This is a genomic window from Gardnerella phocaeensis (genome assembly GCF_048545075.1).
GTDB classification, from domain to species: domain Bacteria; phylum Actinomycetota; class Actinomycetes; order Actinomycetales; family Bifidobacteriaceae; genus Bifidobacterium; species Bifidobacterium vaginale_J.
On record NZ_JBKQXS010000001.1, the window covers coordinates 217998 to 242218 of the forward strand.

Genomic DNA, 24221 nt, shown 5'->3' on the forward strand with positions numbered 1-24221 from the left:
TTCCGCTAGGGACGGGTGGTAATATCGCGCTTTCGAGGCTCGGGAGTCTTTCTTCCGAGCCTTTTGTTATTTTTTATGCTTAAAATCAACAAATACTAGCGCAATATACACAAAGCATGACACAATAGTAGGTAGTGTGTTTTTTGAAGGGAGCAGATCACGTGAGTGAGCGACAAACCGTGCAGCGCTGGATGATTACAGTTGGTGGTGTCGAGCAGGCACGTGTGGGTGCAGGTCAGTCTGTAGAGATTGGTCGAAAGCCTATACGCCCGTTGCGTGAAGATGGTTTCACGCGCGTCGACATAGTAGATAACAAACGTTCTATGTCAAAGAGGCATGCCCTGCTAATTGTAGACATGCATGGCGTGGCAACAATACGAGATTTAAATTCAACTAATGGCACATATCTAGTCAGCGCAAATGGTGATTTGCTGCGGCTAGAGCCTAATGTCGATTTTCAGCTTCCAGATAGCTTAATGCGCATGCAATTCGGCGATGTTCCTGTTGATTTTGTGCGTGTAGAAGAAGAATCTGCTGAAGTTGAAAAAGATAACGCAGTACGCAATCTGTTCTCTTATGCTACAGATGATTCGCATGATGAGCCTGCAGCTTCAGATTTATCGGTAGATCAAATTCTTGATTTGCGCGCTGGCGAGCCAACAGGTGTTTTCCGTGCTCAATCAGTTTCGCATCCTGGATTGTCTTGGAAACAAGGCATGCAAAATCAAACTCAGTTCAATGATGATTCGCAAACAGAAGTTGCTCCAATCAATCATGATGTAACTTTGCCTGTTATGCGAGAGCAGCAGGAGACTCCTGTAGAGCCGCGTAATTTATTTGAAGACGCACAAGCAATTCAGCAAGAAAGTGCAACTAAAGAAGAGCCTTCGCAACAAGATTCTGCGGTTGATCAGGTTTCTGCGGTTTCTGCGGTTTCTGCGGTTGACACGGTTGCTGCTGTTGATCAATCTGATTCAGTTGCTCAAGATTATCCGTCTGCTCAAGATTCTCAAGTCAATACGGTTTCTCCAGTTACGCCAGTTAACACAGAACCAAATGTATTGCAAAACGAAAGTTCTCAAGAATTTTCAGCATCTCCATTGAATTCAACTGAAACTTTTGGTGAAAATATTGCCGATTCTTCAGCTTTTAATATTGCAAATACAGGTTCTAATAATCTCGATATTAATAGTTTCAGCTCTACGAATCTTGGTACTACGAATCTTGGTACTACGAATCTTGGCTCTACGAATCTCGATTCTAACAATCTCGATATTAACAATTCCGATGCGGCGTACACACCTGCATTTGAGCCAGGCTCCGTATTTGAAAAAGTATCAAAAGGCGAATTTGACTCTCAAGAAAATATAGTGGAAGCCGGCGGATTCACGTCAAAAGAAGCTGAAGAAAGTAGCGATTTTTCAAAGCAATTTGAAATGGCGCAATATTCGCAATTGCTTCCGTTCTTGGCTGCAAACACTGGTTTGTACGATGACTTATACGCGTGGCTCGCAGCTCAAGGTAATTCTGAAGTAGATGCTGCACTAGCTAGAAACAGCGGTTATAGTGCATATCGCAAAGCTATTGAACAGTAAGCAAGCAGGGTGGGAATATGAGTGATACAAACAACGTGGAGCAGGATTCGGCACAGCAAGTGTTTAATGATGCAGTAGTCGAAAATACTACGTCAGAAGATGATTCTTTGGAAAAATCCGGCTCTAATAACACCAACAGCGCTCGTACTAACGCTTTACAACGCATAGTTGAGTGGAAGCAGCAATATCAGGCTCAGCTATCTCCTTCTCCACTAGAAGATATAACGCAACTTGCTGCTCAATTAGAGTTGACGCATGCTCATCCTTCCGGAATTGCGCAACTTTTTGCAAGCGGAAAAGTAACATTAAAATCTTTATTCCGGGACGCTGGAATGTTGCGAGCTGCTGGGCGAAGGCTAGATCGAGTTTTTGAAGATAGAGACGCAAAAGCGCACGAAAGTGGTGTTTCCGAGCTTTCTTTAATAGTCGGTGTTGCATCGTGGAATGGCAACCATGTGCCTGTTCTTACATATCCTGTGAAAGTTGTTCGTGACACTAATCAAGATGAAACCTCCGCCACTATTTATTTCTCTGGAAGTGTTGGGCTGAACAATTCGCTTGTGTCGCGTTTAAGTGAGCGTGGTGTTCAACTTAGGGAAGATGTTTTATTCGACGGATCTCAATATGAAAGTGGAACGCCAGAAACTTCTGTAGTGTTTGATGCTATTTGTAAGCAAGCTCGCTCAGCTTTCCCAGATTTTGATATTGAGCGCGATATTATACTTGGCTGCTTTACAGATGCTGGTTCGCGTTTTGTGGCAGAAAGTGAACAAATTATTAACGCTTTGCAATCCGGCAATGTTGGGAATGCAATGATTGATGCTATGGCTGGCGATGATAGAGCTATCAATAAGCTCCAGTCTGCAAATAAGCCAGAATATAGTCCTTTCGACGCAGATCCTCATAGCGAATGCGAAGTTGGTGAAGTAGATAACGTTGTGCGTTATGCGGCGGAGCTTGTTGCATCTGGAAACTCTTTGTTCGTGAATATTGATTCAGGATCGGATTCAGCTGCAATTGCTGCTGCGATCGCTTCCCGTTCTGTGATTGCAGGACGTTCTGTGCTATATGTGCCTAATGTTGTTGAGCAGCAGAGGCGTTTCCGTTACACGTTGAATACGCATGAAATTTCCTCATTAGCATTAGATGTTGCGGATGGTCATATTGCTAAGCATGTCGATGCGCAGTTGATTGCAGCAGTTGGCGCTAGACATAGTATTGCGACTTCGCGATTTGAGCAGGTTGCAGATGAGTTGGTCGGAGTGCGTTCTCGCCTTACTCGTTATTTAGGCGATCTTCACGGTATTAACGAAACTTGGGGAGTGTCTGCATACCAAACAATCCAGAATCTTGCAGCAATTGCAATGTTCCCAACCCATCCGTCTACGCATGTGCGTTTAGATGTTGCTGCAGCACACGCTATGACCGGTCATATTGAAGAGTGGTCGAAGAAATTCCACCAAGCCGATGAGCTTGGAGAGTTCAAGATAAATCCTGAAGATACTCCTTGGTTTGGTGCGTCAATATTCGACGAAAATGAAGCTATATCTGTATATCAGCGTGTTGTAGATGTGCTTCTTAAACTTCTTCCAGCAACTCGAGAACAAGTTAAAAGCACTGTGCAAAGCTGTGGTTTCCCTGTGCCAACAACAGCTCGTGAGTGGAGTCGTCAAGTTACAGTTCTCAAGAATTTGCGACGTGTTCTTGACGTATTCCAGCCTGAAATTTTTGAGCGCGATTTAGATGCAATGATTGAAGCAAGTAAGCCGAAAGCTCAGCGTAAAGCCGAAGGCACAGTTATGGGCTTCTGGGAACGTAGGCATCATGTTCGTGAAGCGCGCAGCTTGCTAAGAGTTGGAGCTAAAGTCGATGATTTGCATGAGGCTTTAAAGATTGTTGCGCAGCAAGCAGCTCAGTGGCGTACTTTCGTGCCTCACGGCGGATGGCCTGTTTTGCCGCCAAAATTGGACGATATTGTAAATACTCAAGAGTTATTAGCAAGGCATTTAGTTGCTCTTGATGCAGTATTAGCAACAACTCTTAAGGGTGCAGATCTTGAAAATATTGAATTTGCGCAGCTCGAAGCTCGTTTGCAAGATTTGCATGACGACAGAGCATCTCTAGATACTCTCCCTGGTCGTTGCAATTTGGAGCGTGAGTTCAGCAAAGCTGGCTTATCTGATTTAGTCAACGATTTGCGTCGTCGCAACGTTACAGGTAATGCAATTGACGGTGAGTTGCAATTAGCTTGGTGGACTACTGTTTTTGAAGATATTGTTAATTCTTCTGCAATTATTTCTCACCAAGATGGCTCAGCAATGCAAGATGCTTCTGATCGATTCGTGCAAGTTGATACCGAACATGTGCGTTCAATCGGTCCAATGGTTCAGCAAGAAGCTATGAAGCATTTGTGTGATTTATTGTTCTCGCATACGCAAGAAGCTAATCAATTGCATACTATGCTTGCTGGAAACCGTTCTGGAATTACTTTTAATAAATTATTGCGCAATTATGCGGAACTTGTGTTGGCTGCGAAACCAATACTTGTAGCTATGCCATCTACTCTTACTATGATGACTCCGTTGAGACCTATTGCAGATACTGTAATAATTGATTCGGCATCTCATATATCAAATATTGAGTTGCTATCTATTTTGTCTCGTGCTCGTCAAGTAGTAGTTTTAGCGCATAAGCAAACAGTAAGTTCTGAAAGCTTGCGTTCGCTTATTTCATTACTACCATCTGTAACAGTAGTTTCTAGAGCAACAAGGCGCTCGCTTCGTTTAGCGCGATTCTTGGAAGAACATGGTTACGGAAAGTTGCGTCACGACGTTCCTGTTGAGCGTTTGCAAGGCAAAGTTCGCTTGCATCAAATTGAAGCAACTGGAGTTCCGGTAATGTCTTCTGGGCTTATTGAAAGCAGCCAGCGTGAAATTGATGAAGTAGTTGAGCTTATTCGTCAGCGTGCAAATACGTTTACGGTTGTTCCTTCAAGCTATGTGCTTGTTGTAGTTACGTTGACAAACGTGTTCCGTAGTCGTTTGGGAGCGGAGCTGAAGTCTTTGTCTATTAAAGACGAAAACATGGCTAGATTCTTGCGACACGTGAGACTTTTGGGCGTTAATGAGGCTTCTGGAGCAATAGCAACAGATGTAATTATGTCGCTTTGTTATGCAAAAACATCTCACGGCAGACTTCTTCAGCAGTTTGGATTGCTTGAAGAAGAAGGTGGAAGCAGTATGCTTCTTGACGCTTTGGCTCTAGCTCGCCGTCATCTAGATATTGTTAGTGCGTTTACGTCTAAAGATATGGAAGATGAGCGTTTGCACCAAGATGGTCCAAAGCTTTTGAAGAATCTTTTGCAATGGGCTGAGAAGTTAAGTGATAAGCCGCTTCGTCCAGAAGATTCTAACGATGTTGAAGCACAAATTGCTGCAGAATCTGCGCAAAGGAATGTGCTATTTACTGATTTAGCTGAGCGTATTCGCTCGCGTGGATTAAAAGTTGCAGTCAATTATGGCTTCGATAATGACGTTAGAATTCCTCTAGTAGTTGGACTTGCGGATAAGCCGTTTGCTATTGCTGTGCTTACGGATGATTCGCAATTTATGAGCGTGCAATCAACTCGTGAACGTCATCGCATGATTATTCAGGATTTGGAATCCTTGGGCTGGTCAGTAATGACAGTGTGGAGCGTTGGAGCTTTTGTCAATCCTGAAAAAGAGGTTGATCGTGTTGTTTCTCGTCTCGGGGAATTGTATGGTGACAACGAATGAGTAAATACGATCCCAATAGAAGATCTCCACGTAGGTCGGTTAGGGTTGTTCGCGAAGGCTCAGAGCTTTTTGATGCAGATGGCGTTAAACTCGAGCCTTCTGACGAGCTTACTTTGCAACAGCGCAATCAAGACGACGATAATCGCATTTTAAGCGAATTGCCGCCTCACTGGGCTGTATTTTCCGAGCGTATTAGTTGAGCTTGAAATACTGCTAGGAGTAGCACAATAATTTTTTTATTGTGACAATTTCATGGCAACAATCGCCAATGAAGGATTTGCAGACTGAGCTTGTAATAACCGCAAGGCATCTGCAGCAGGCATAGCAATAGTAGTAGTGTTTTGCTGATTTTGTGAAGCTTGAGTGCTTTGACTTATTTGCATCACCATAACGTTATGAACTACGCTAACATAGCGTTCGTCAATTTCTGCAATATTGTTTTCTTCAATATCGTGGTTTTTGTTTTCATCGTTATTTTCTGCGGTGTTGCTTTTAGTTTTTTCGCTGTTATGGCTTTCTGCATTTTGAGAGTTAGAAATTTCTTCATCTTGCACAGGCTTGCTAAAAGCTAAATCAATTTTTTCGCCAGGAAGCAGTGTGTGATCTGCGCTAGCTAAATGAATTGTAATAGAAGTGAATCCTTTTGGAATGCGCGGAATTTTACTCAATAGTGTTTGCAAAATTGGCATTCCTTTACGTATTTCGCATGTTGCAATAATAGAAGCATTCGCGCTTATATTATTGGATAGCGCTTGATTAAATACTTTATGCTTAGGCACTCGAACGTATGCAATATCCTTTACGCTAACGCGTGAACCTTGCTGAATATTGTGTTTAGCTACTGCTATGACTTGAGTTTCTTGTGAGTCAATAATAGTTGACACAACTAGTAAAGCCATCATTCCAGCACATAGCACAATAATGATTTTCCGCACGAAAGCGCGTTGCCTTCGCTGCAATAACGCACTATTTTTTGCGTTATTTTGAGATTTAAATAAAGAAAAATTTATGCTCATACTTGCATTTTGAAATATAAAAAATGCAAGAGCAAGAAAAATTGCGCGCTGTGGATAAAACCTATTAGCGCGCAATATTTAAACAATAATTAATATTTATGATTTTACAAAATCATTTATCGGTTCGATAAAAACCTTTGCCTTTGAAGTTGATTGGAGGAGCGGAGTACACTTTGTGCACTGCATCTTTTCCGCACTGAGGGCAAATGGTAATAGGGTCATCCGAAAATGATTGATGTTCTGAAAAATCGTATCCGCATTGCTTGCAACGATAATGATAAGTAGGCAAAAGTCCCTCCGAAGTTACACGAGCACGTAAGTAGAAACTTACTGTTCCTTCACATATCCTAGTACATACTATGACAGTTATTATAGGTGTTAAATTTGCTTAGTGAATGATTGCGGTACAGCATATTGTGTGATGGCGCGCGCAATAATCCCACATTTTGGCGACACGCCGAAATGTTTATGTTGCTACACATCCTATGACTTCCTTATATTAATAGTTATGGGTTATGAATCGGTGAGTGCGGTACTCGTATTAGTCATCCTCGTAGCCTTATGGTTCGGGTGGTTGCCTAAACGCACGGTTAACGGCATGAAGTCTATGCTTGAACATCGCGAGGATAGGTTTTCACCAACACTCCATCTTGTAGGTGAGTGGAGTACTGCGCGCATTTGCGACGGTACTGGTATGTTGGCAAAAGGGGCTTGTATGCAACCGACACAACAAAAACGAACATTAACTCCTGAATATATTGCGCGTATTCGCGCTGCTAGGCGTGCTGCGATACGCCGTCGTTGTGTGTTGGTGGCTGCGCTTGCTGCCTTGACTTTTGTAGTATTCTTAGCAGGGTGCTCTGGAATATTTTCTCCAGTTTTTGCTCTTATTCCTGGAACTATGTTGGCAGTAGTGCTTTATTTTGGAGCTCGTGCTTCTAAGCATGCTCGTGCGTGGGAGGCTCGCGTTGCAAAAATGCGCGCTGCTTCGAGACGTAAAGCTGAGGATGAGTTGTGTGAACGCCGCAACAGTGCCGTTATACGCCAGTTGGAAGATTATTCTTCTGCATCTGATTCTGATTTTAATGGAGAAATCAGCAGTTGTGATGCGATTTCTCAAAACGACAGTGATGAGTATTCTGTATCTCAAACTGTAGTACCTGTTCGAAATGGCGCGTCTCGTGACAATACTGAAACTTCGGTTATGGAGCAGAGCGAAATTCGTGTTGCGTTGCATCGTGCAGAGCAAGAGCGAAATGCAGCGTTGCGTGAGCGTTTGTATAAAGAAGAATCTGAATCTAAAGAATCTAATATCGTTGAAGTGGAAAATAAAGACGCATTTGATTCTTCTAATGCTTCTGTGACTTCGAAGCAAAACTATAATTCTAATCAAGATTTAATTTCATTCTCGCTTGGTTCACAAACTAAGTCTGATTCACGTAACGCTAATTTGGCATCTCGTGCTCCAGAAAGTTTGGAAATTAAGTCAACTAAGCAAGTAGTTAAAGCCGTGCCAGTTGCTGACGCTGCTGGTGCTGATGCTAACGCTACTAACGCTACTGCCGATACTAATTTTGCTGCTGCAAACTCTTCTCAATTCCACGAAAAAGAAAAAGTAAGCGAAGTGGATGCTCCAGAAAGTTCTGAAGACTCACTCGGTGTGGCAAATTTGCACGATGTTCTTGCTCGTCGCAATGCGTGATTAAAGAGTTTTCTAAAAATTTTCTTAAAAGATTAGCACTCGAGTTGTTAGAGTGCTAAATTCGCGGTATTATGAGGCACAGAGCGTAAGTGCGGTTGCGGACGTGATCGTCAGCCTCGTCGGATTGTTTCTTGCGTACGAAATTAATATCTCTTATGAAAGGGGTGGCAACAGTGTCGATTAAGCTCACACCGTTGGAGGATAAGATTATTGTTAAGCAAGCTCAAGCAGAGACTCAAACTGCTTCTGGCTTGTATATTCCAGATAATGCCAAGGAAAAGCCACAGCAGGGTGAAGTTCTTGCAGTAGGTCCTGGTCGTCGCGACGATAAGGGCGAGCGTATTCCTATGGACGTTAAGGTTGGAGACAAGGTTCTTTATTCCAAGTACGGCGGAACTGAAGTGCATTACGAAGGTGAGGACTACTTAATCGTGTCTTCTCGCGACGTGCTTGCTATTCTTGGCTAGTATTTAGCAGGTTGAAGCAATAAAACTTACGCTGGAAATGACGGAAACGTTGTTCCCAGCGTTTTTTATTGCGGTACGTAAGAATGCGCTGTGGAATATTTGTATAAGCGGCAGAAACTTTACGTGGGTGTAAAGTTTTGGTCGGATTTTGGCTTGGGGACGGCAGTTTCTTTACATGCGTGCGTAGTTTTGGTCGGATTAAGGCGATAAAGCGGCAGAAACTTTACGTGGTTGTAAAGTTTTGGTCGGATTTTGGCTTGGAAGCGGCAGTTTCTTTACATGCGTGCGTAGTTTTGGTCGTTTTTGCTATTGCGCAGTTAAGGCATGTGTGGAGTATGATGGAGAAGTATGACATACAAACATCGCAATATTGTAGATACGATTCCTAGCTATAAGCAGGGTAAGCCAGCTCCTAAATTGGACGGCATTCGTGCATATAAAATCTCGAGTAACGAAAATCCTTATGAGCCTTTGCAAAGCGTAAAAGAAGCGATTTCAAATCGCGCGCTTAATGTAATAAACCGTTATCCTAATATGCGTGGCACAGAAGTTGTTGAAGAACTTGCTAAGCGTTTTGGTGTGACTGCAGACGAAGTAGTGCTTGGTTGCGGCTCTACGGAAGTTATTACGCAGCTTGTTGACTTGGTTGCAGGCCCGGGAGATGAGGTCATATATCCTTGGAGAAGCTTTGAAGCTTACCCGATTATTGTAACGGGAGCTGGTGCTACAAGCGTTAAGATTCCTAACCGTGCCGATGGTTCCCACGATATTGACGCTATGATTGCAGCTATTAACGATCGCACGCGTTTGGTTATTTTGAATAATCCTAATAACCCAACTTCAGCTGCTCTTAGCGAAGAAGAAGCTCGCAAGGTGTTAGATGCTGTGCCAAGCGACGTTCTTGTGCTTATTGACGAAGCTTATGTGCAGTTTAATACAGCAAAAGGCACTGCAAATGGCATAAAACTGTACCATGAGTATCCAAATGTAGTTGTTGCTCAAACGTTCTCCAAGGCCTATGGATTGGCAGGTTTGCGCATTGGTTATGGTATTGCTCCGGCTGAAGTTGTAGACGGTATGCGCAAGGTTGCTGTGCCATTTGGAGTGTCTCAAATAGCGCAAGTGGCAGCTTTGGCTTCTTTGGAAGAAGACGCAAGCAAGGAGATGGATACTCGTGTTGCATCTCTTGTTGCTGAGCGCGAGCGCATTGTTGAAGCTTTACGCGAGCAAGGCTGGAATATTGAGGATGCGTACGCAAACTTCTTCTGGATGCCATTTGGTGCAGATACCGAGCGAGCAACAGAACATTTTATTGCTGCAGGATTGTCTGTTCGCGCTTTTGCTGGTGAAGGTATTCGCATTAGTATCGGCGAGCGCGAGGCTAATGACAGGGTTTTGACAGTTTGCGAAAATTTAAAAAAAGAGGGTTTTTCGCTAAATAACTAGCTTTTTTGCATAAAAGTTTTGCTTTCGGCGTGTCTTAATCTTGCATTAGTCGCGATTTCGTGGCAAAATAACAAAGTTGCCGTTTGAAGTTCACTTCTTACGGAGACTGCTGGCGGGTTTCCCAAGTGGTCAAAGGGAGCTGACTGTAAATCAGCCGCTTCGTGCTTCAGTGGTTCGAATCCACTACCCGCCACGCCTCGATAGCTCAGTGGTAGAGCACTTCCTTGGTAAGGAAGAGGTCGTGAGTCCGATTCTCACTCGAGGCTCTCTGGCGGGGTAGCTCAGCTGGCTAGAGCGTACGACTCATAATCGTAAGGTCAAGAGTTCGAGTCTCTTCCTCGCTACAACGGCCAGTAGGAGACTGGCTGGCCAATAATGAATTGTAGAGGTGAACGAAATGGCAAGCAAGAGCGCCGACATCCGTCCGGGCATTACGATGGCATGCACGGAGTGCAAAGAGCGTAATTACATCACGACGAAGAATCGTCGCAATACGCCTGATCGTCTTGAGTTGAACAAGTTCTGCCCACGCTGCGGCAAGCATACGCTTCATCGCGAGACTCGCTGAATTTTCAGCTTACTGCGCTCACGATTTTGGCTTGTTGAGCTTGTTTCAGTTGCGCAGATTTTATTCTTATTACCCCGCTCAATGCGGGGTTTTTGTTATTTATTACTGTTAGTATTTAAACCATGAGTATGCAAGCATCTTTAGTAAATAATCCATCGTTTGCAGATATAACAACTGTTGGCGTAGGTGGCAAAATTGCACGTTTTATAGAGCCAAAAAGTCGCGTTGCTGTTATTGAAGCGGTAGAAGATGCTGATGAAGCTGGTTTGCCTTTATGTGTTATCGGCGGCGGCTCTAATATGCTTGTTAGCGATGAGAACTTCAACGGCGTTGTTGTGCGAGATGCTAGACGCGATATTCATGTGCTTGATGAAGCAGCACCTTCAGAAGATGGCATTGATTTACAAAGCGGTGCTCATTTAGTGCATATTAACGCTGAAGCTGGTTGTAATTGGGATGATTTTGTTTCTCATACGATTTCTCTTGGTTTAGAGGGCGTAGAAGGTCTTTCTGGCATACCTGGCACTGTTGGAGCTTCGGTTGTACAAAATATTGGCGCTTATGGTCAAGAAGTATCTCAAAGTGTTACTTCCGTAGAAGTTTGGGATCGCGAAACAAAATCAACTATGGAGCTGCAAAAGGATGCTTTAAATTTTGGGTATCGCACTTCATTGCTTAAAAAAAGCATGTACTCTTCAGCGGGAGTTCCTGCGGACTCGTATTTTCCTACTCCTCGTTACGTTGTGCTGTCTGTTACTTTTTGTTTGAAACATAATTCAACCGGGGTTGTCTCTCATTCTCAATTAGCTAAGGCTTTGCACGTAGAATTGGGCGAGCGCATGCAAACAGCAGCAATACGTCGTGAAGTTTTGCGCGTTCGTGCTTCTAAAGGCATGCTTGAGGATGCTTCTCGTTACGATAAGCTGTGGATGCGTGGCACAAAGTGTGCTGAAGGTGTTGAATTTGCTTTGCGATTGCAAAGTGAAGACTATGTTACTGGTGAATTTTTAGAGGGCGATAATACTTACAGTGATCGTCATAGTTGCGGTAGCTTCTTTATGAATCCAATACTTAGCACTAGTCAAGCCGATGCTTTGCCAGAAGATGCTCCTAAATTTGACGCTGTTATGCAAGATGGATCGCATGGCATAAAAACTTCTGCAGCTTGGCTTATTGATCATGCTGGATTCCATAAGGGTTTTAGGCTTATAGAAAATGGGAAACCTTCTCCTGCAGGGCTTTCTTCATTGCATACTTTGGCACTCACTAATCGTAACAATGCTTCTTGTGACGACATTGCAAATTTGGCAAAAACTATTATCAGCGGTGTAAAAAATAAGTTTGGCATAACGCTTATTCCTGAACCTGTTGTAATAAATATTTCTATAAACTGAAAATTTTACGAATATAATATGTTTTATGCAGTAATATATAAGTTTATTATTTAAATTTTCACAAATAATAAAGGAACACACGGTAAAACTACCGTATAAGCAATGTTTTGTGTAATATTTACCTACATTATCTATATAAATTTTTTATTTAATTACATTTACAGAAATAAATAAAGGAAATTAAGTAAAAATTTTATGTAGGTGAAGTCGCAACTGTTTCGCAAATTTGTTAATTCGCTTCTGATTGCGGCATACCTTTATACCTATACCTCAACGAAAGTGCGTTTATTATGCAAATATGGAGAAAGAAGTCTGTTGAACAGACTATCGCTGAGACTATGGATGGTGAACGCCATCTTAAACGTACATTAAATTCTTGGGATTTGGCAGTTATGGGTGTTGCTGTCGCAGTTGGTGCCGGTATTTTCTCTGTCGGTGCTCAAGCTGCAGCATTCCATGCTGGTCCTGCTGTAATTATTAGCTTTATTATTGCAGGTATTGTGTGCGGTTCTGCTGCAATGTGCTACGCAGAATTTGCTTCAATGATCCCAGTTGCTGGATCTGCTTATACGTTTACATATACTACAGTTGGTGAGCTTATTGCTTGGATTATCGGCTGGGATATGATCCTGGAAATGTTGATGGCTGGCTCAGTAATTGCAAAGTATTGGGGCGTTTATCTTAACGATTTAATGAAGCTTTTCGGTTTGAGTATGACCACAAGTTTTAACTTAGGTGGTTTCAATATTGATGTTGCTCCAATTATAATCGTTGCATTCTTTACAACTATGCTTGTTCTTGGAACTAAGCTTTCTGCACGCTTCGACGGCGCTTTAACAATCTTGAAGATTGGTATCGTTCTGTTCGTGGTTGTTGTGGGCTTCTTCTACATTAAAGCCTCCAACTTTACACCATTTGTGCCACCTGCAACTGACGTTGCAAGCGTAAAGGGAATAGAAGTTTCTGGCGTTATGAGCCAGCCTCTGTGGCAGTGGGTAACTGGCATGCAGCCAGCCGTTTATGGCATTCCTGGCATTCTTTCCGGCGCGGCACTCGTGTTCTTCGCATTCATCGGTTTTGACGTTGTTGCAACAACAGCAGAAGAAACTAAGGATCCGCACAAGAACATTCCACGAGGCATTGGTCTTGGTTTGCTTATTGTTACCGTTCTTTACATCCTCGTCGCAGTTGTAACAACCGGTATGGTTTCCTACAAGGATTTGGCAAATCAGCCATCTCCTTCGCTTTCCACAAGCTTCGAACTCGTGGGAGCTACTTGGGCTGCAAAGATTATTTCCCTCGGCATTGTTATTGGTTTAACAACCGTTGTGATGGTTCTTTTGCTCGGTCTTACACGTATTATCTTCGCTGTGAGCCGCGATGGCTTGCTTCCACGTAGTTTCTCTAAGGTAAGCAAGCGTGGTATTCCTGCAAGGCTTCAGATTGTTTCCGGCATTGTTGTGGCAGTTGTTGCTTCCACTCTCGATATTGGCATTCTTTCCGACATGGTGAACATTGGTACGCTTTCTGCGTTCTTGCTCGTTTCTGCTGGTGTGCCGATTATGCGTATGCGCAGGCCAGATTTGCACCGTTCGTTTAGCGTTCCAGGCAATCCGTGGCTTCCTCTGTTTGCAGCGCTTTCCACATTCTGGCTCATGCTTAACTTGTCTGTATTGACTTGGATTCGTTTTGCAGTGTGGCTGGCAATCGGTTTTGCTGTGTACTTCGGCTACTCTTACCGCAATTCGTTACTTGGTAGGCAAATGCGTAAAGCTAAGCAGCTCGGTGTTCCTGTTGAAACTTTGTTTGCTCAAGATGCTGCCGCTGCAGAAAAGGTGGCTGAAGGAGAAACAGAAGAGCAGGCTCGTGCAGAAGCTAAAGCTGAGGCTGCTGCTGCGTCCTCGCAAAATAATTAAAATTAATAAATTATTTATTTAGCAAGAAGTCGGCATACGTTTATATCGCATGCCGACTTTTTGTGTCATAGACTTTTCAAAAATGTTCTATAATAGAAAAGTTGCATAAAAGCAGAAAGGAGGGCGTTATGCCATATGTAATCGCAGAGCCTTGCGTTGATGTAAAAGATAAAGCGTGTGTTGATGAATGCCCTGTTGACTGCATTTATGAAGGCGATCGAACGCTTTATATTAACCCAAACGAGTGTGTGGATTGTGGAGCTTGTGAACCAGCTTGCCCAGTAGAAGCCATTTTTTACGAAGATGATTTGCCAGAAGACTGGGAGTGGTACCGCGATGCTGCGGTTGATTATTTCGACAAGCTCGGAGATTTGGGAGGAGCTACGGATGCTGGAGCTTCCGGATGGGACGAAGCTCGCGTAGCTGCACTGCCTCCGCGTTCAGATAAAGCAAGTAGCTAATTACTTGTAAAGTATTGCTTAGTGTGGCGCGAGTTTACAATCCAATATGAGCCGCGTTGTTGCCATATTTTTTGCGAACGGCATCTAAAGCGTGTTCTGCGTGACGTAATCTAGTATTTTTATTCATTGCGGACATGCTGTTTTGCGTAGGATTTTTAGATTCGCGAGTATTTTCCTCCATAATATCGTTTATAGAAGGCTGGAGTGAAACCTTATTTGCTGGCACAAGATTATTAGCTGTAACTCCAGCCAAACGAACCGGGCTTAAAAGCTTTGTGTTATTGCCTCCAAGAATGTAATTATGCACAGTTGGATTAGCTTTAGAAAGCAAAACAACGACATGCTCGTAAAATTCATGTGTTGAATCAGTTGCATTTTGCAAAGTAGAAGATCTAGTAACATAGTGCAAATCGCTAAATCGCAGTTTTAGCGTTATAGTGCGTGCCATAAGCTTTCTGTTTCGCAACTGCTGAGTTACTTCGCTGCAGCATTGCTGCAGTAATTGTTTAACAGCATTCTCGTCCGTTGTGTCTGCATCAAGAGTTCGCTCAGTTCCAATAGATTTTTCAGGCGCATGCGCAGTAACAGTGCGCTCGTCTATGCCTCTAACTGATTGATATACCATTCTTGCTAAGATTTGCGAACCTGTTATACGAGCAAGCGTTGCTTCGTCAACATTTTTAAGAGATGCAACAGTAGATAAGCCCCAATCCTCAAGTTTATGTATTAAAGATGAGCCAATTCCTGGTATTGCACGCAAAGGCATTATTGACACAAAATCTTCATTACATTTTTGCGGAATAAGAAGCATCCCGTTAGGTTTTGCGTTAGTTGAAGCCATTTTTGCAATAAGTTTATTGCTGGCAATACCAACCGAGCATGTAATATGATACTTTTCAAATACTTCTTTTCGTACCCAAGTTCCAATATTTACAGGCGATTTCCACTGTAATAAAGCCGATTTAACATTCATATAGCATTCGTCAACAGAAACTTTTTCAACTTGATTAGTAATATGCAAAAAAATATTTTCAAAAATACTTTTGGAAACGCTTGAATAATAAGGAATGTCAACTGGCAAGAAAAGTCCTTGTGGGCAAAGATTTCTAGCTTTAACAACCGGCATAGCGGAATTAACGCCGTAAGCGCGCGCTTCATAGCTTGCTGCAGAAACAACAGCACGATTTCCTGTGCCAATAATAAGCGGCTTTCCTTTAAGCTCTGGATGTCTCGCAACTTCTAACGAAGCATAAAATGCATCCATGTCGACGTGAAGTATGTTACAACCTGAGGTGTCGTGCCCCCAATCACGTTTCGCTGCTTGTACTCTCGGTGCTGTACTCATAAGTTTATAATAGAACAAACGTTCGATTTTGTGGAAAATTTTTGCGTATAAAACTAATGTTTTTGCAAAAAAGCGTATGTCGACTAAATATTAATGTAGGGTTGTTGCTATGAAGCAATTTGTTGTCAATCTTTTACATCGCATGCCAGTGCTGCTTATTATCGTCATTGAGGCTTCAATGGTGTATACAGCAACTTCTGTTGCAAAAGTAGCTTTTAGCCAACTGGATCCTCTGTACGCAGTGTGGTATCGCGTAGGATTTATGACATTGTTGCTTTTGGCTTGGAGGAGGCCATTTTCTCGCAGCAAACGTAGTTTTTTGCCAAAAACGCTACGAGAATGGGGAATTGTTGCAGCTGTTGGCGTGTCGTTAGTTGCTATGAACACTATGTTCTATGTTGCTATTAGTTGCATGGCTGTTGGTGTTGCAGTGACTATAGAATTCATAGGTCCTTTGCTTGTGGCTGTTATTACTGGTCATGAATGGCGAGAGCGTGTGGGAATTGTGATTGCTGTTTGTGGCATTATGTTGTTAGCTAGCGCTTCTATGCATAGTTCAGTAAGTCCGCATTTTCTAATTGGATTATTCGCCATTCTTGTTGGCGGTTCAATGTGGGGCCTATATATTGTTTCAGGTCGCATGTTGGCAAAAAGTTCGCACGCTATTGACCGTGTAAGTGTTGCAGCTCTTATTGGATGGTTGCTGCAGTCTGTTGTTCTTGCAGTTCCTGCAATTCAGCATGTTATTTCGCCTAAACCGGAAGCTACTTGGGCTGCTCGTCCTGGTGGTTCTTTTGCTTTACTTGCGTTAATGCTAGTGATTGCAATATGTGCTTCTTTCTTCCCAACTTTGCTTGATCAAGTTTTATTGAAACGTGTTAGTTCTGCAAAATACTCTGTTATGCAAGCATTGTATCCTGCAATCGCGGTTATTATTGGAATGGGATTTGGTGAAATTCCAACATTGACTGATATTGCAGGAATAATTCTTGTTATGCTTGCTGTAGTTGTAACGTTCTCTGGGGATAATAATCCTATGTAGCACTTGGCATTTTTATATTAAATCTTATTTTAAAGTGTGTCGCCAAGCTTGTTTACAGTCCTTAAGAGGTGCTATAGTGTCAATCTGTTGCTGTTATGTACAGTAAACAAGTGGAGTCATGCCTGAGTGGCCGATAGGGGCACCCTGCTAAGGTGTTAGTCGCGTAAGCGGCTCGAGAGTTCGAATCTCTCTGACTCCGCAAGTTACTCCGGATTGCTTTTTGCAGTCCGGAGTTTTTGTTTTTGTTTTATCAATTGCGTATAGAAAATGTGCAATACGCAATTAAAATGTGCTTACTTTACTACTTAGAAATAAAAAATAATATAGCAAAAGAAAAAATTGTGGATTTGTGGATAGTTTCGTATTCTTGCTCAAGCTTTTAACCACAATGTTAAAAAAATATTTACTCATACTTTCTTTAAGCTCATAGTTGACCTATGAGCGCTTATTAAAAGTGTTCAAAACAAATATTAAAGGGTTGGGTAAAGGAGATTTTTATGGAAAAGTATGGGGGGAAGCATAATAGTGTTCATAGTGATAACAATATGCGCACTAGTATGAAGCGTAAAACTACTCGTAATATGTCAGCATTTTTTGCTTCTATTTTTATAATTCCTATTATATTCTGCTCGCAGTCAGCTTTAGGTTATCATGAGGGGCCTGGAGTACTTTATAAAGTTTCAGACAAAATAGAATGGCTTAAGCCTGGTTATCTTCGCAGAAAGCTTGGTCCTACAGTAAATTATTGGGATGATGAAAAGAACGTATCTTATTGTATTGAAACAAGTGTAGATTTTGGACGTGACACAGATGATTGGAGACAAGAATTAGGTGAAGATTGGCGCATTGCTGCAGAAATGATAAAAACTCATAGCACTGATAACAATATATTTACTCAAGCGGCTATGGCCTTTGCAATTCATGATCACTTCGATATTAAAAAAGATGAGTGGAAAAAAGCTGTAGACAACGGTTTTGAAGATATCTCCACTGATACTTTGAAGCAAATAGCTAAGAATTTGTGGGAAACAGCCGAAAATGATACTCCTATGAACTTAGAAGTTAATCAAGAGTATACTTCAGGAAAGCATGCTGGAGTTGTACAAGCGAAGGTGACAAATATTAAGGATCATGTTCTTAAAGATGTTCCTATTAAAATCGAATCTGAAAACGCTTTAGTTGAATTTAATGATGGTAAACGATCTGTTGAATTAAAGTCAAAAGATGAAATAGTGAATATTCCTTGGAAGTCTAAAGGAAATGGTACCGCCAAAATTAAAATTGTATTTTTAGCTCCTAAAGCTGAAAGATATTATTCACCTAAACATCAAGACGAAATACGCTCTATTCACGATGCTGAATATGGCGAAACAATTTCGTTTGGAGTAAAAGACAGTTTCCAGCCAACTCTTACTTCAAAAGTTGCAAAACATGAGCTGCGTGTTGGGGAGAAGGTCGATAGCACAATAACTAGTGGAGTGCAAGCAAAAGATAGTTGGCCAAACGGAGTTACTTTGCATGCGCAAGGATATTATTTCGTTGGATCTGCTAAAGATATTTTGCAAATTAGACAACGTAACAATGGCGAATCTGCAGTTCAATACTTGAAGCGTATTAGAGCTTTGCCAGATTTGCGACAGGTTGCTGCGTCAAAAGCTGACTTTTCTAAAGCTAACGAAAGTGTGAATGCTAAGGCTAAACGTGCAAGTGGTGATATTAGTGCATCAGATTTGAAGGAAGCTGAAGATTACAAAGTTGCTGATAATGAAGCTGGTCTTTTTGGCACATGGGTTTGGATTATTTCTCGTGACGCGCAGAAAAAAGAAGATGCAGATAAATTAGATGATGAAGTTGTGAAAGTATTTGGTTCTGCAGATTCTACTTCTGTATACCAATCAACTGTAAGTTCTGATGTTGTTACAAAACAGAAAATTGTTGGTATTGGCACAGAAATTGTTAATGAAATCACTGTAAGAGGTCTTCCAGAAACATATGGAACGTTTAACGGTAATGAATCATATGGTTTTAATGGTGACAAAAAGGCGCATATCCGTGTTTGGTGGGCTGGAGAAGGTAGTGAAAAAAGCACTAAAAAAGATAATGAAAAGTATATGCCTGGATCTAAAGGTGAAGCAGCAGAGCAAGAGCCAAAAGAAGATGCGCATCATCGTTTAATTGGTAATTGGGAAGTTCCGGCTGTAAATGGAGTTTATAAGGTTGGTAATGGAAGCATTACAACGCGTCCTATTGATGGCGTAAATAGATCTTCTTCGGAGCCGAAAGTTTTGAAGGATAATGTGCATATTCGCGCTAATAAAAATAGTGAGTCAGGATGGTATGTGTTTGTTTATGATTTTCCTGGTTCTTCGCGCGCTTTAGCTCATAAATCCGCGTATGACGGATTGTGGAGTCGTGCTTTAGTTGAACCGAATGTTTTAACTACTCCTGTATCTGTTACAACTAGAGTAAGCGATGAAAAAGTTAAGGCTGGTGAAAAGTTCCACGATAATGCTCGTATTACTGGCACATTGCCAAAAGGAAGTTACGTAGTGTTTAGCGCATACGAGTATGAAGATGGTAAGGAAAATAAGAGTGATTCTAGTGATGCTAAGAATAGTGAAACTAAAAATAGCGATGCTAAGAATAGCGATGCTAAGAATAGTGGTACAAAAAACAGTAATTCTGAAACTAAGGAAACTAAGGAAGCTAAGGAGACTAAGGAAACTAAGGAAACTAAAGAAACTAAGGAAACTGTAGTATCTGCTGAAATTGAGAAAAAAATGCCTCAATCTCGCGTAAATATTACAGATAAACAAGCTGAAGAAAGTAAAAAGTCTTCTATCTCTGTAAGTTCTGCGGATATTACATTAGATCATGAAGGAACTGTTTATTGGAAAGCTGAAGTTTACGATGCTCAGGGTAATCCTTTAGCAACTCACGCATTGGGTGTAGAAGGAGAGACTGTGCAAGTTTCCGGCGGCGAAGATCGTTCTAAGAATGATGAAAATGATGAAAATGAGGAGAATAATAAAGAAAACAAAGAAAATGTAGAAGAAAATCATAGTAAAACTGGCAGTGATGAAACGGCTAGCAGTGATGATTCAACTGATTCGAAAAATGATGTGAATGATAATGCTTCCAATCAACACGACAGCACAAATGGCAACGAAAATGCTAATAAGAATTATGCTAATCAAAGTAGTACAATTCCAACATCACTTGCCGTTACTGGTGCTTCTTCAGTAACTGTGATACTTCTGGCTGTTATTACGCTAACATTTGCTTCAGGTTTATCGTTAGGTCGTTTTTCATCTATAGTTCCTAAGCATGGGAGAATGTCTGGTGGAGCGCGACATGGCGGGATTCCTCCAATGAGGCGTCGGTTAGTGAAATAGCGCATTTTTAATGTAGAATAATTGGCGCGTTAGTCTATTGAGATTTTTTGAAGTAGATTAACGCGTCATTTTGCAATAAATAATGTGATGTTGCATAATAATAATTACAACGATTTATTGTGTTAATTTGTATATGATGTTATAACCTTTATGTTGTTATTTAATTGATAAATCGGAGTAACGATGAAAAATTATGATATTGATAAAGAAAAACTGATAGTACGCATGCATCGAGTACAAGGTCAGCTTGAAGCAGTCAATACTATGATTGAAAACGATGCAAAATGCCAAGATGTTCTTATGCAACTTTCAGCTGCAACTGCTGCTTTACATTCTTTAGCAGTAATAGTTGCGAGAGAACATGTCAATAAAGAAATACATAAATCTGTAAAAATTGGCACTAAAGATGCTGCCAATTCAGCAATGGAAGATATTTCGGGTATTATTGACAGGTTATTGCGTTACGAAAAAGCTTAGTATTGGTAGTGTCTAGTGACTGATTTGCATAATATTTTACGCACCGTTCGTCAATTGCAATCGCATCCTTGTGAAGCTTCTTTTGCAGAGAAAAAATCAGAATTTATTGGGTGTATTTGTCATATTGATAATCTTGACGATGCTGTGGAATTTATGCAATCAGTACGTCTTAAGAATCCTAAAGCTCGCCATGTTGCTTATGCTGCAATTTGTGGTTCGTCGAAAGCTCAATTGCGTGAGCGCATGAGTGACGATGGTGAGCCAACTGGGACAGCAGGAAAACCAATATTAGATGTACTTAGATCGTCAAATTTAACAGATTGTGTAGTAACAGTAACGCGATATTTTGGCGGCATTTTGCTTGGAGCAGGCGGTTTAACCAGAGCCTATGCGCGTGCAGCAAGTATGGCAGTAGAATCTGCGCAAATAGTTGATATTATCACGTGCACTCGTTTTACTTGCAAGTTGCAATATCAACAATTGCGAATGTTGCAGCATATTGTAAGCCAAATGGAAGGCATAATTGACAACGAAATTTATGGTGCTGAAATTTCTCTTAATATTGCTATTCCAACTTTAAAGTCACAAGAATTTCTTGATATTGTTCAGAATGCTTTTTCTGGAAGCGTTGTGCCGAAAGCAGATGGTACTCTAAGTAATAAGCTGATAGATACTAAGCGTTAAAGGTGATTTCATGGAAAAAACTAATGAAAAAGCAAACACTACTGACGATTTATCTTATGAACCTTTAACTGCTGTATACGAGCATTTGCGACATAGCGAGGATTCAGCTGAACTCCATGAATTTGCTAGGAGAGAATTACCGGATCGATCAGATCAAGCGGCATTTTCTAGAGCTACTTCCTTGCTTGAAGCAGTTGCAGGTAATATCAATACTCCAGAAGAAGACCGTATTTATTTAGCTACAGAAATGCCTTTCCCAAACATATTAGTGAAACTTTCTGAAGATTCTGCTGATAAAGTGCGTTTGGCTGTTGCTGAAAATAAAAATGCTAAAAATTGGTTAGTTGGAAGACTTACTAAAGATTCATGTAACGCAGTTAGAAATGCTGCATTATGCAATCCAAAAGCTTCTTGGAAAATGCGTTTAGAGGGTGCGCAATCAGATGGCATAAGTGCTGAAACACTGAAATATTTAGCCTCCCTTGGTGTTAGTGCAGAAGAAAACGCTCCGGTTGTGTTAGCTTCCATGGTACGAAGAGCTGTTGCGCTAAATCCTGGTGTTCCACAAAACGTGCTGCAAGAATTATGCAACGATAAATCTGAAGATGTGTCATTAGCGGCGCGCAGTCGTTGCTAACGCGAATAATGGAGCGTATGGATAATACAACAGATGAAGAAGCAGCAATGAAGCCATTACACCGTCTTGCTGAATTAATGGGCGTTGGCGTGAGTTTTATTGGTTCGGATAATCAAAAACACGAGATTCAAGATAACGTATTAGTTTCTGTTTTAGGCGCATTAGGCGTAGACGCTTCTACAAATGAGGCAATAGAAAAATCTACAAACGAAGTTTTAGCGTGTCGTCACGGACGCATTATTGCGCCAACTATTTTGCACACTGTTGGAAGATGCGATGAAGTAACTGTGAATACTGGAATTCTTGAGTATCCAGTGGCAACTATTACGTTGGAAAATGGCGAACAGTATGAGGGTGAATTAGAAATCGTGCCTAACGATAATACCACCGCATACCCTGTAAATGGCAAGTTTGTAGCTACGTCTTCAATTAAAATTCCTGAAGATGTGCCAATGGGTTATCACACATTGCGTGTAACGGTTGGTGAGCGACAAGAAGAAGCAACGCTTATTAGCGCTCCAGAAAGCATTGATACGCTTAATTCCTTGGAACCAAATGGAGAACAGCTTTGGGGATGGATGGCACAACTTTACTCAATCCGTTCTTCAAAATCTTGGGGCGTTGGCGATTTTGCTGATTTGGCAACTCTTCTTACTGAAGCTAAGCAAAAAACTGGTGCTGACTTTGTGCTAATAAACCCAATGCACGCAGGTGAGCCTGTAACTCCGCTTACTCCATCTCCATACTTGCCTGTTGCTAGAGGAATGGTAAACGTAACGTATATTCGCCCAGAAAGTATTCTTGAGTACGAAACGTTAAACGATAAAACTCGCAAAGAAATTGAAAATCTGCATGGACAGGTTGAGCCACTTAACAATGACGCGCAAATAATAGACCGTGATTCCATGTGGCGTGTAAAAATGCGCGCATTGTGGCTGATTTTCAAAGCTGGTATGTCTGAAGATCGCGCTCGCATTTTTAATGAGTTTAAGCATGAGATGGGTGACAGGCTTGAATCTTATGCCACTTGGTGCTTGTGCTACGACAAGTGGGGTGCTCCAAAGGGTGACGATTGCTGGGAGAAAACTCTTACTAAGGATTCTGATCAAGTTCGCGAATTAGCTAATCGTTTCCCAGATACTCTTGAGTTTTATCGTTGGCTTGAGTGGGTTGCTTTTACGCAATTGCATGATGCTCAAGTTGCTGCACGTAAAGCTGGTATGAAAATCGGCATTATGTCTGATATGGCTGTTGGAGTGCATCCTGCAGGATCTGAAGTTTGGTGGAATCCGGAGCGATTTGCTAACGGAGCTACTGTTGGTGCTCCGCCTGATTACTTCAATCAGCAAGGTCAAGATTGGTCTCAGCCACCTTTGCATCCATTTGAGCTTGAGCGTACTGGTTTTAAAACATACCGAGATATGGTTCATGGAATGTTTGCTTCAGCAGGTGCTGTCCGCATTGACCATATTCTTGGACTTTTCCGCTTGTGGTGGATTCCAGAAGGTTCAGCTCCAAGTGGTGGTGCTTACGTTTACTACGATGCTGACATTATGCTCGGCATTTTGGCAATCGAAGCCGATCGCGCTCACGGTGTAGTTGTTGGCGAAGATTTGGGTGTTTTGCCTGCAAATGCTTTGGAAGTGTTGCGCAAGAAGGCTGTGCTTGGTTGCACTGTTGAATGGTTCGAAGAGCGTGATGGCGAGTTCCGCACTCCAGATAAGTGGCGCGAAATGACGCTTGCTTCCGTCAATACGCATGATTTGCCTCCTGCTGCCGGCTATTTGCGCTATGAGCAAGTTAATATTCGTGAGCGTTTGCACTTGCTTACTGGTTCTGTTGAAGAATTCCGCGCTGGTGCTGAGGCAGAGCATCGTGCAATGATGCGAATGCTGGTCAAAGGCGGTTATTTGGATGCTCAATTGCTTGAAGATGAAGAAGCTCACACTCAGGAGATTATTGAGGCATTGTATCGCGCTTTGAAGGATGCTCCTTCGCGTTTGCTTGCTGCTTCTTTGGTTGATGCAGTTGGGGAGTATCGTACGCAAAATCAGCCTGGAACGAATGACGAGTATCCAAATTGGCGTATTCCGTTAGCTGATGGTGAAGGCAATCCTGTGTCTTTGGACAATATGTTTGATTTGCCTCGAGTGAAGTCGCTTTCAGCAATTATGAACGCGTGACGTTTTGTAATTCGTTTTGTAATTCGTCGCAGCCTTATATAAAATATACATTTGCAAGTAGTCGCCACTTGGCGATATACTTGCAGATTGTTGTGTTTCCCTAAGGGGTCCTTCAAA

At 41.8% G+C, this 24221-nt stretch carries 19 protein-coding genes and 4 tRNA genes; 20 read left to right on the plus strand and 3 right to left on the minus strand.

From position 1 onward, the window contains the following. Nucleotides 1-161: 161 nt before the first annotated feature. From ACJV2T_RS00925 to ACJV2T_RS00935, 3 genes are read left to right on the plus strand one after another with little or no spacing between them, the layout of a single operon-like run. A complete protein-coding gene (locus tag ACJV2T_RS00925; protein WP_419398887.1) occupies nt 162-1595 on the plus strand; it encodes a variant leucine-rich repeat-containing protein in 1434 nt (477 codons plus the stop codon). Between the two features lie 17 nt (nt 1596-1612). Next, nucleotides 1613-5371, plus strand: a complete 3759-nt coding sequence (locus ACJV2T_RS00930; RefSeq protein ID WP_419398888.1) for a helicase — start codon at nt 1613-1615, stop codon at nt 5369-5371. Beyond that, the gene (locus ACJV2T_RS00935; RefSeq protein WP_004109746.1) at nt 5368-5571 is read left to right on the plus strand and encodes a hypothetical protein; all 204 of its coding nucleotides are present in this window, start codon (nt 5368-5370) and stop codon (nt 5569-5571) included. Before ACJV2T_RS00930 ends, ACJV2T_RS00935 begins: the two co-directional genes overlap by 4 nt. Nucleotides 5572-5607: 36 nt before the next feature. On the opposite strand, the gene ACJV2T_RS00940 is transcribed toward ACJV2T_RS00935, so the two are convergent. Both ACJV2T_RS00940 and ACJV2T_RS00945 read right to left on the minus strand, forming a co-directional pair. Then, on the minus strand, nt 5608-6387 hold the full coding sequence (locus tag ACJV2T_RS00940) for a CpaB family protein (RefSeq protein WP_419398889.1): 780 nt from the start codon (nt 6385-6387) through the stop codon (nt 5608-5610). Nucleotides 6388-6499: 112 nt separating this feature from the next. Continuing rightward, nucleotides 6500-6676, minus strand: coding sequence for an FmdB family zinc ribbon protein (locus tag ACJV2T_RS00945; protein ID WP_004574103.1), 177 nt, complete (start codon nt 6674-6676; stop codon nt 6500-6502). Between the two features lie 426 nt (nt 6677-7102). On the opposite strand from ACJV2T_RS00945, the gene ACJV2T_RS00950 reads away from it, so the two are divergent. From ACJV2T_RS00950 to fdxA, 10 genes are all read left to right on the plus strand, one after another. Continuing rightward, nucleotides 7103-8089, plus strand: a complete 987-nt coding sequence (locus ACJV2T_RS00950; protein ID WP_419398890.1) for a hypothetical protein — start codon at nt 7103-7105, stop codon at nt 8087-8089. Nucleotides 8090-8262: 173 nt separating this feature from the next. After that, nucleotides 8263-8556: a co-chaperone GroES gene (gene groES, locus ACJV2T_RS00955; protein ID WP_004114319.1), complete on the plus strand. Its 294-nt coding sequence runs from the start codon at nt 8263-8265 to the stop codon at nt 8554-8556. 348 nt (nt 8557-8904) lie between these two features. Beyond that, nucleotides 8905-10002, plus strand: a complete 1098-nt coding sequence (gene hisC / locus ACJV2T_RS00960) for a histidinol-phosphate transaminase (RefSeq protein WP_419398891.1) — start codon at nt 8905-8907, stop codon at nt 10000-10002. A gap of 111 nt (nt 10003-10113) precedes the next feature. Then, a tRNA-Tyr gene (locus tag ACJV2T_RS00965) sits at nt 10114-10195 on the plus strand. A gap of 1 nt (nt 10196) precedes the next feature. After that, nucleotides 10197-10268 (plus strand) — tRNA-Thr (locus tag ACJV2T_RS00970). A 4-nt stretch (nt 10269-10272) separates the two neighbouring features. Then, a tRNA-Met gene (locus ACJV2T_RS00975) sits at nt 10273-10346 on the plus strand. Between the two features lie 53 nt (nt 10347-10399). After that, complete coding sequence (rpmG, locus tag ACJV2T_RS00980) at nt 10400-10570, plus strand: 50S ribosomal protein L33 (RefSeq protein ID WP_004105548.1); 171 nt, start codon at nt 10400-10402, stop codon at nt 10568-10570. A gap of 122 nt (nt 10571-10692) precedes the next feature. After that, nucleotides 10693-11964 carry an FAD-binding protein gene (locus tag ACJV2T_RS00985; RefSeq protein ID WP_415683278.1) on the plus strand — a complete coding sequence of 424 codons (1272 nt, stop codon included), beginning with the start codon at nt 10693-10695 and terminating at the stop codon, nt 11962-11964. A 290-nt stretch (nt 11965-12254) separates the two neighbouring features. Further along, the gene (locus tag ACJV2T_RS00990) at nt 12255-13880 is read left to right on the plus strand and encodes an APC family permease (RefSeq protein ID WP_415683279.1); all 1626 of its coding nucleotides are present in this window, start codon (nt 12255-12257) and stop codon (nt 13878-13880) included. Between the two features lie 128 nt (nt 13881-14008). Next, complete coding sequence (gene fdxA, locus ACJV2T_RS00995; protein WP_419398892.1) at nt 14009-14341, plus strand: ferredoxin; 333 nt, start codon at nt 14009-14011, stop codon at nt 14339-14341. Between the two features lie 34 nt (nt 14342-14375). Here the strand turns inward: fdxA and dinB are convergent, their stop codons facing one another. After that, on the minus strand, nt 14376-15686 hold the full coding sequence (gene dinB, locus ACJV2T_RS01000; protein ID WP_419398893.1) for a DNA polymerase IV: 1311 nt from the start codon (nt 15684-15686) through the stop codon (nt 14376-14378). A 109-nt stretch (nt 15687-15795) separates the two neighbouring features. On the opposite strand from dinB, the gene ACJV2T_RS01005 reads away from it, so the two are divergent. The 7 genes from ACJV2T_RS01005 to malQ all read left to right on the plus strand — a co-directional run bounded on the left by ACJV2T_RS01005 (nt 15796) and on the right by malQ (nt 24104). Further along, entirely contained in the window at nt 15796-16728 is a 933-nt protein-coding gene (locus ACJV2T_RS01005) for an EamA family transporter (protein WP_415683282.1), read from the plus strand. A 112-nt stretch (nt 16729-16840) separates the two neighbouring features. After that, nucleotides 16841-16927, plus strand: a tRNA-Ser gene (locus tag ACJV2T_RS01010). 298 nt (nt 16928-17225) lie between these two features. Beyond that, nucleotides 17226-20123 carry a peptidase gene (locus ACJV2T_RS01015; RefSeq protein WP_419398894.1) on the plus strand — a complete coding sequence of 966 codons (2898 nt, stop codon included), beginning with the start codon at nt 17226-17228 and terminating at the stop codon, nt 20121-20123. A gap of 183 nt (nt 20124-20306) precedes the next feature. Further along, a complete protein-coding gene (locus tag ACJV2T_RS01020) occupies nt 20307-20600 on the plus strand; it encodes a metal-sensitive transcriptional regulator (RefSeq protein WP_415683284.1) in 294 nt (97 codons plus the stop codon). Nucleotides 20601-20615: 15 nt separating this feature from the next. Then, on the plus strand, nt 20616-21284 hold the full coding sequence (locus ACJV2T_RS01025) for a YigZ family protein (protein ID WP_419398895.1): 669 nt from the start codon (nt 20616-20618) through the stop codon (nt 21282-21284). Nucleotides 21285-21294: 10 nt separating this feature from the next. Next, on the plus strand, nt 21295-21921 hold the full coding sequence (locus tag ACJV2T_RS01030; protein WP_415687221.1) for an AbrB family transcriptional regulator: 627 nt from the start codon (nt 21295-21297) through the stop codon (nt 21919-21921). An 8-nt stretch (nt 21922-21929) separates the two neighbouring features. Next, nucleotides 21930-24104: a 4-alpha-glucanotransferase gene (gene malQ, locus ACJV2T_RS01035; RefSeq protein WP_419398896.1), complete on the plus strand. Its 2175-nt coding sequence runs from the start codon at nt 21930-21932 to the stop codon at nt 24102-24104. Nucleotides 24105-24221 lie beyond the last annotated feature (117 nt).

Bases quoted from the DNA above. Each gene is read 5' to 3' on its own strand.
- ACJV2T_RS00930 (WP_419398888.1), top strand. From the start codon at position 1,613: ATGAGTGATACAAACAACGTGGAGCAGGATTCGGCACAGCAAGTGTTT.
- ACJV2T_RS00935 (WP_004109746.1), top strand. From the start codon at position 5,368: ATGAGTAAATACGATCCCAATAGAAGATCTCCACGTAGGTCGGTTAGG.
- ACJV2T_RS00940 (WP_419398889.1), bottom strand. From the start codon at position 6,387: ATGAGCATAAATTTTTCTTTATTTAAATCTCAAAATAACGCAAAAAAT.
- ACJV2T_RS00950 (WP_419398890.1), top strand. From the start codon at position 7,103: ATGCAACCGACACAACAAAAACGAACATTAACTCCTGAATATATTGCG.
- hisC (WP_419398891.1), top strand. From the start codon at position 8,905: ATGACATACAAACATCGCAATATTGTAGATACGATTCCTAGCTATAAG.
- rpmG (WP_004105548.1), top strand. From the start codon at position 10,400: ATGGCAAGCAAGAGCGCCGACATCCGTCCGGGCATTACGATGGCATGC.
- ACJV2T_RS00985 (WP_415683278.1), top strand. From the start codon at position 10,693: ATGAGTATGCAAGCATCTTTAGTAAATAATCCATCGTTTGCAGATATA.
- ACJV2T_RS00990 (WP_415683279.1), top strand. From the start codon at position 12,255: ATGCAAATATGGAGAAAGAAGTCTGTTGAACAGACTATCGCTGAGACT.
- fdxA (WP_419398892.1), top strand. From the start codon at position 14,009: ATGCCATATGTAATCGCAGAGCCTTGCGTTGATGTAAAAGATAAAGCG.
- dinB (WP_419398893.1), bottom strand. From the start codon at position 15,686: ATGAGTACAGCACCGAGAGTACAAGCAGCGAAACGTGATTGGGGGCAC.
- ACJV2T_RS01005 (WP_415683282.1), top strand. From the start codon at position 15,796: ATGAAGCAATTTGTTGTCAATCTTTTACATCGCATGCCAGTGCTGCTT.
- ACJV2T_RS01015 (WP_419398894.1), top strand. From the start codon at position 17,226: ATGGAAAAGTATGGGGGGAAGCATAATAGTGTTCATAGTGATAACAAT.
- ACJV2T_RS01020 (WP_415683284.1), top strand. From the start codon at position 20,307: ATGAAAAATTATGATATTGATAAAGAAAAACTGATAGTACGCATGCAT.
- ACJV2T_RS01030 (WP_415687221.1), top strand. From the start codon at position 21,295: ATGGAAAAAACTAATGAAAAAGCAAACACTACTGACGATTTATCTTAT.
- malQ (WP_419398896.1), top strand. From the start codon at position 21,930: ATGGAGCGTATGGATAATACAACAGATGAAGAAGCAGCAATGAAGCCA.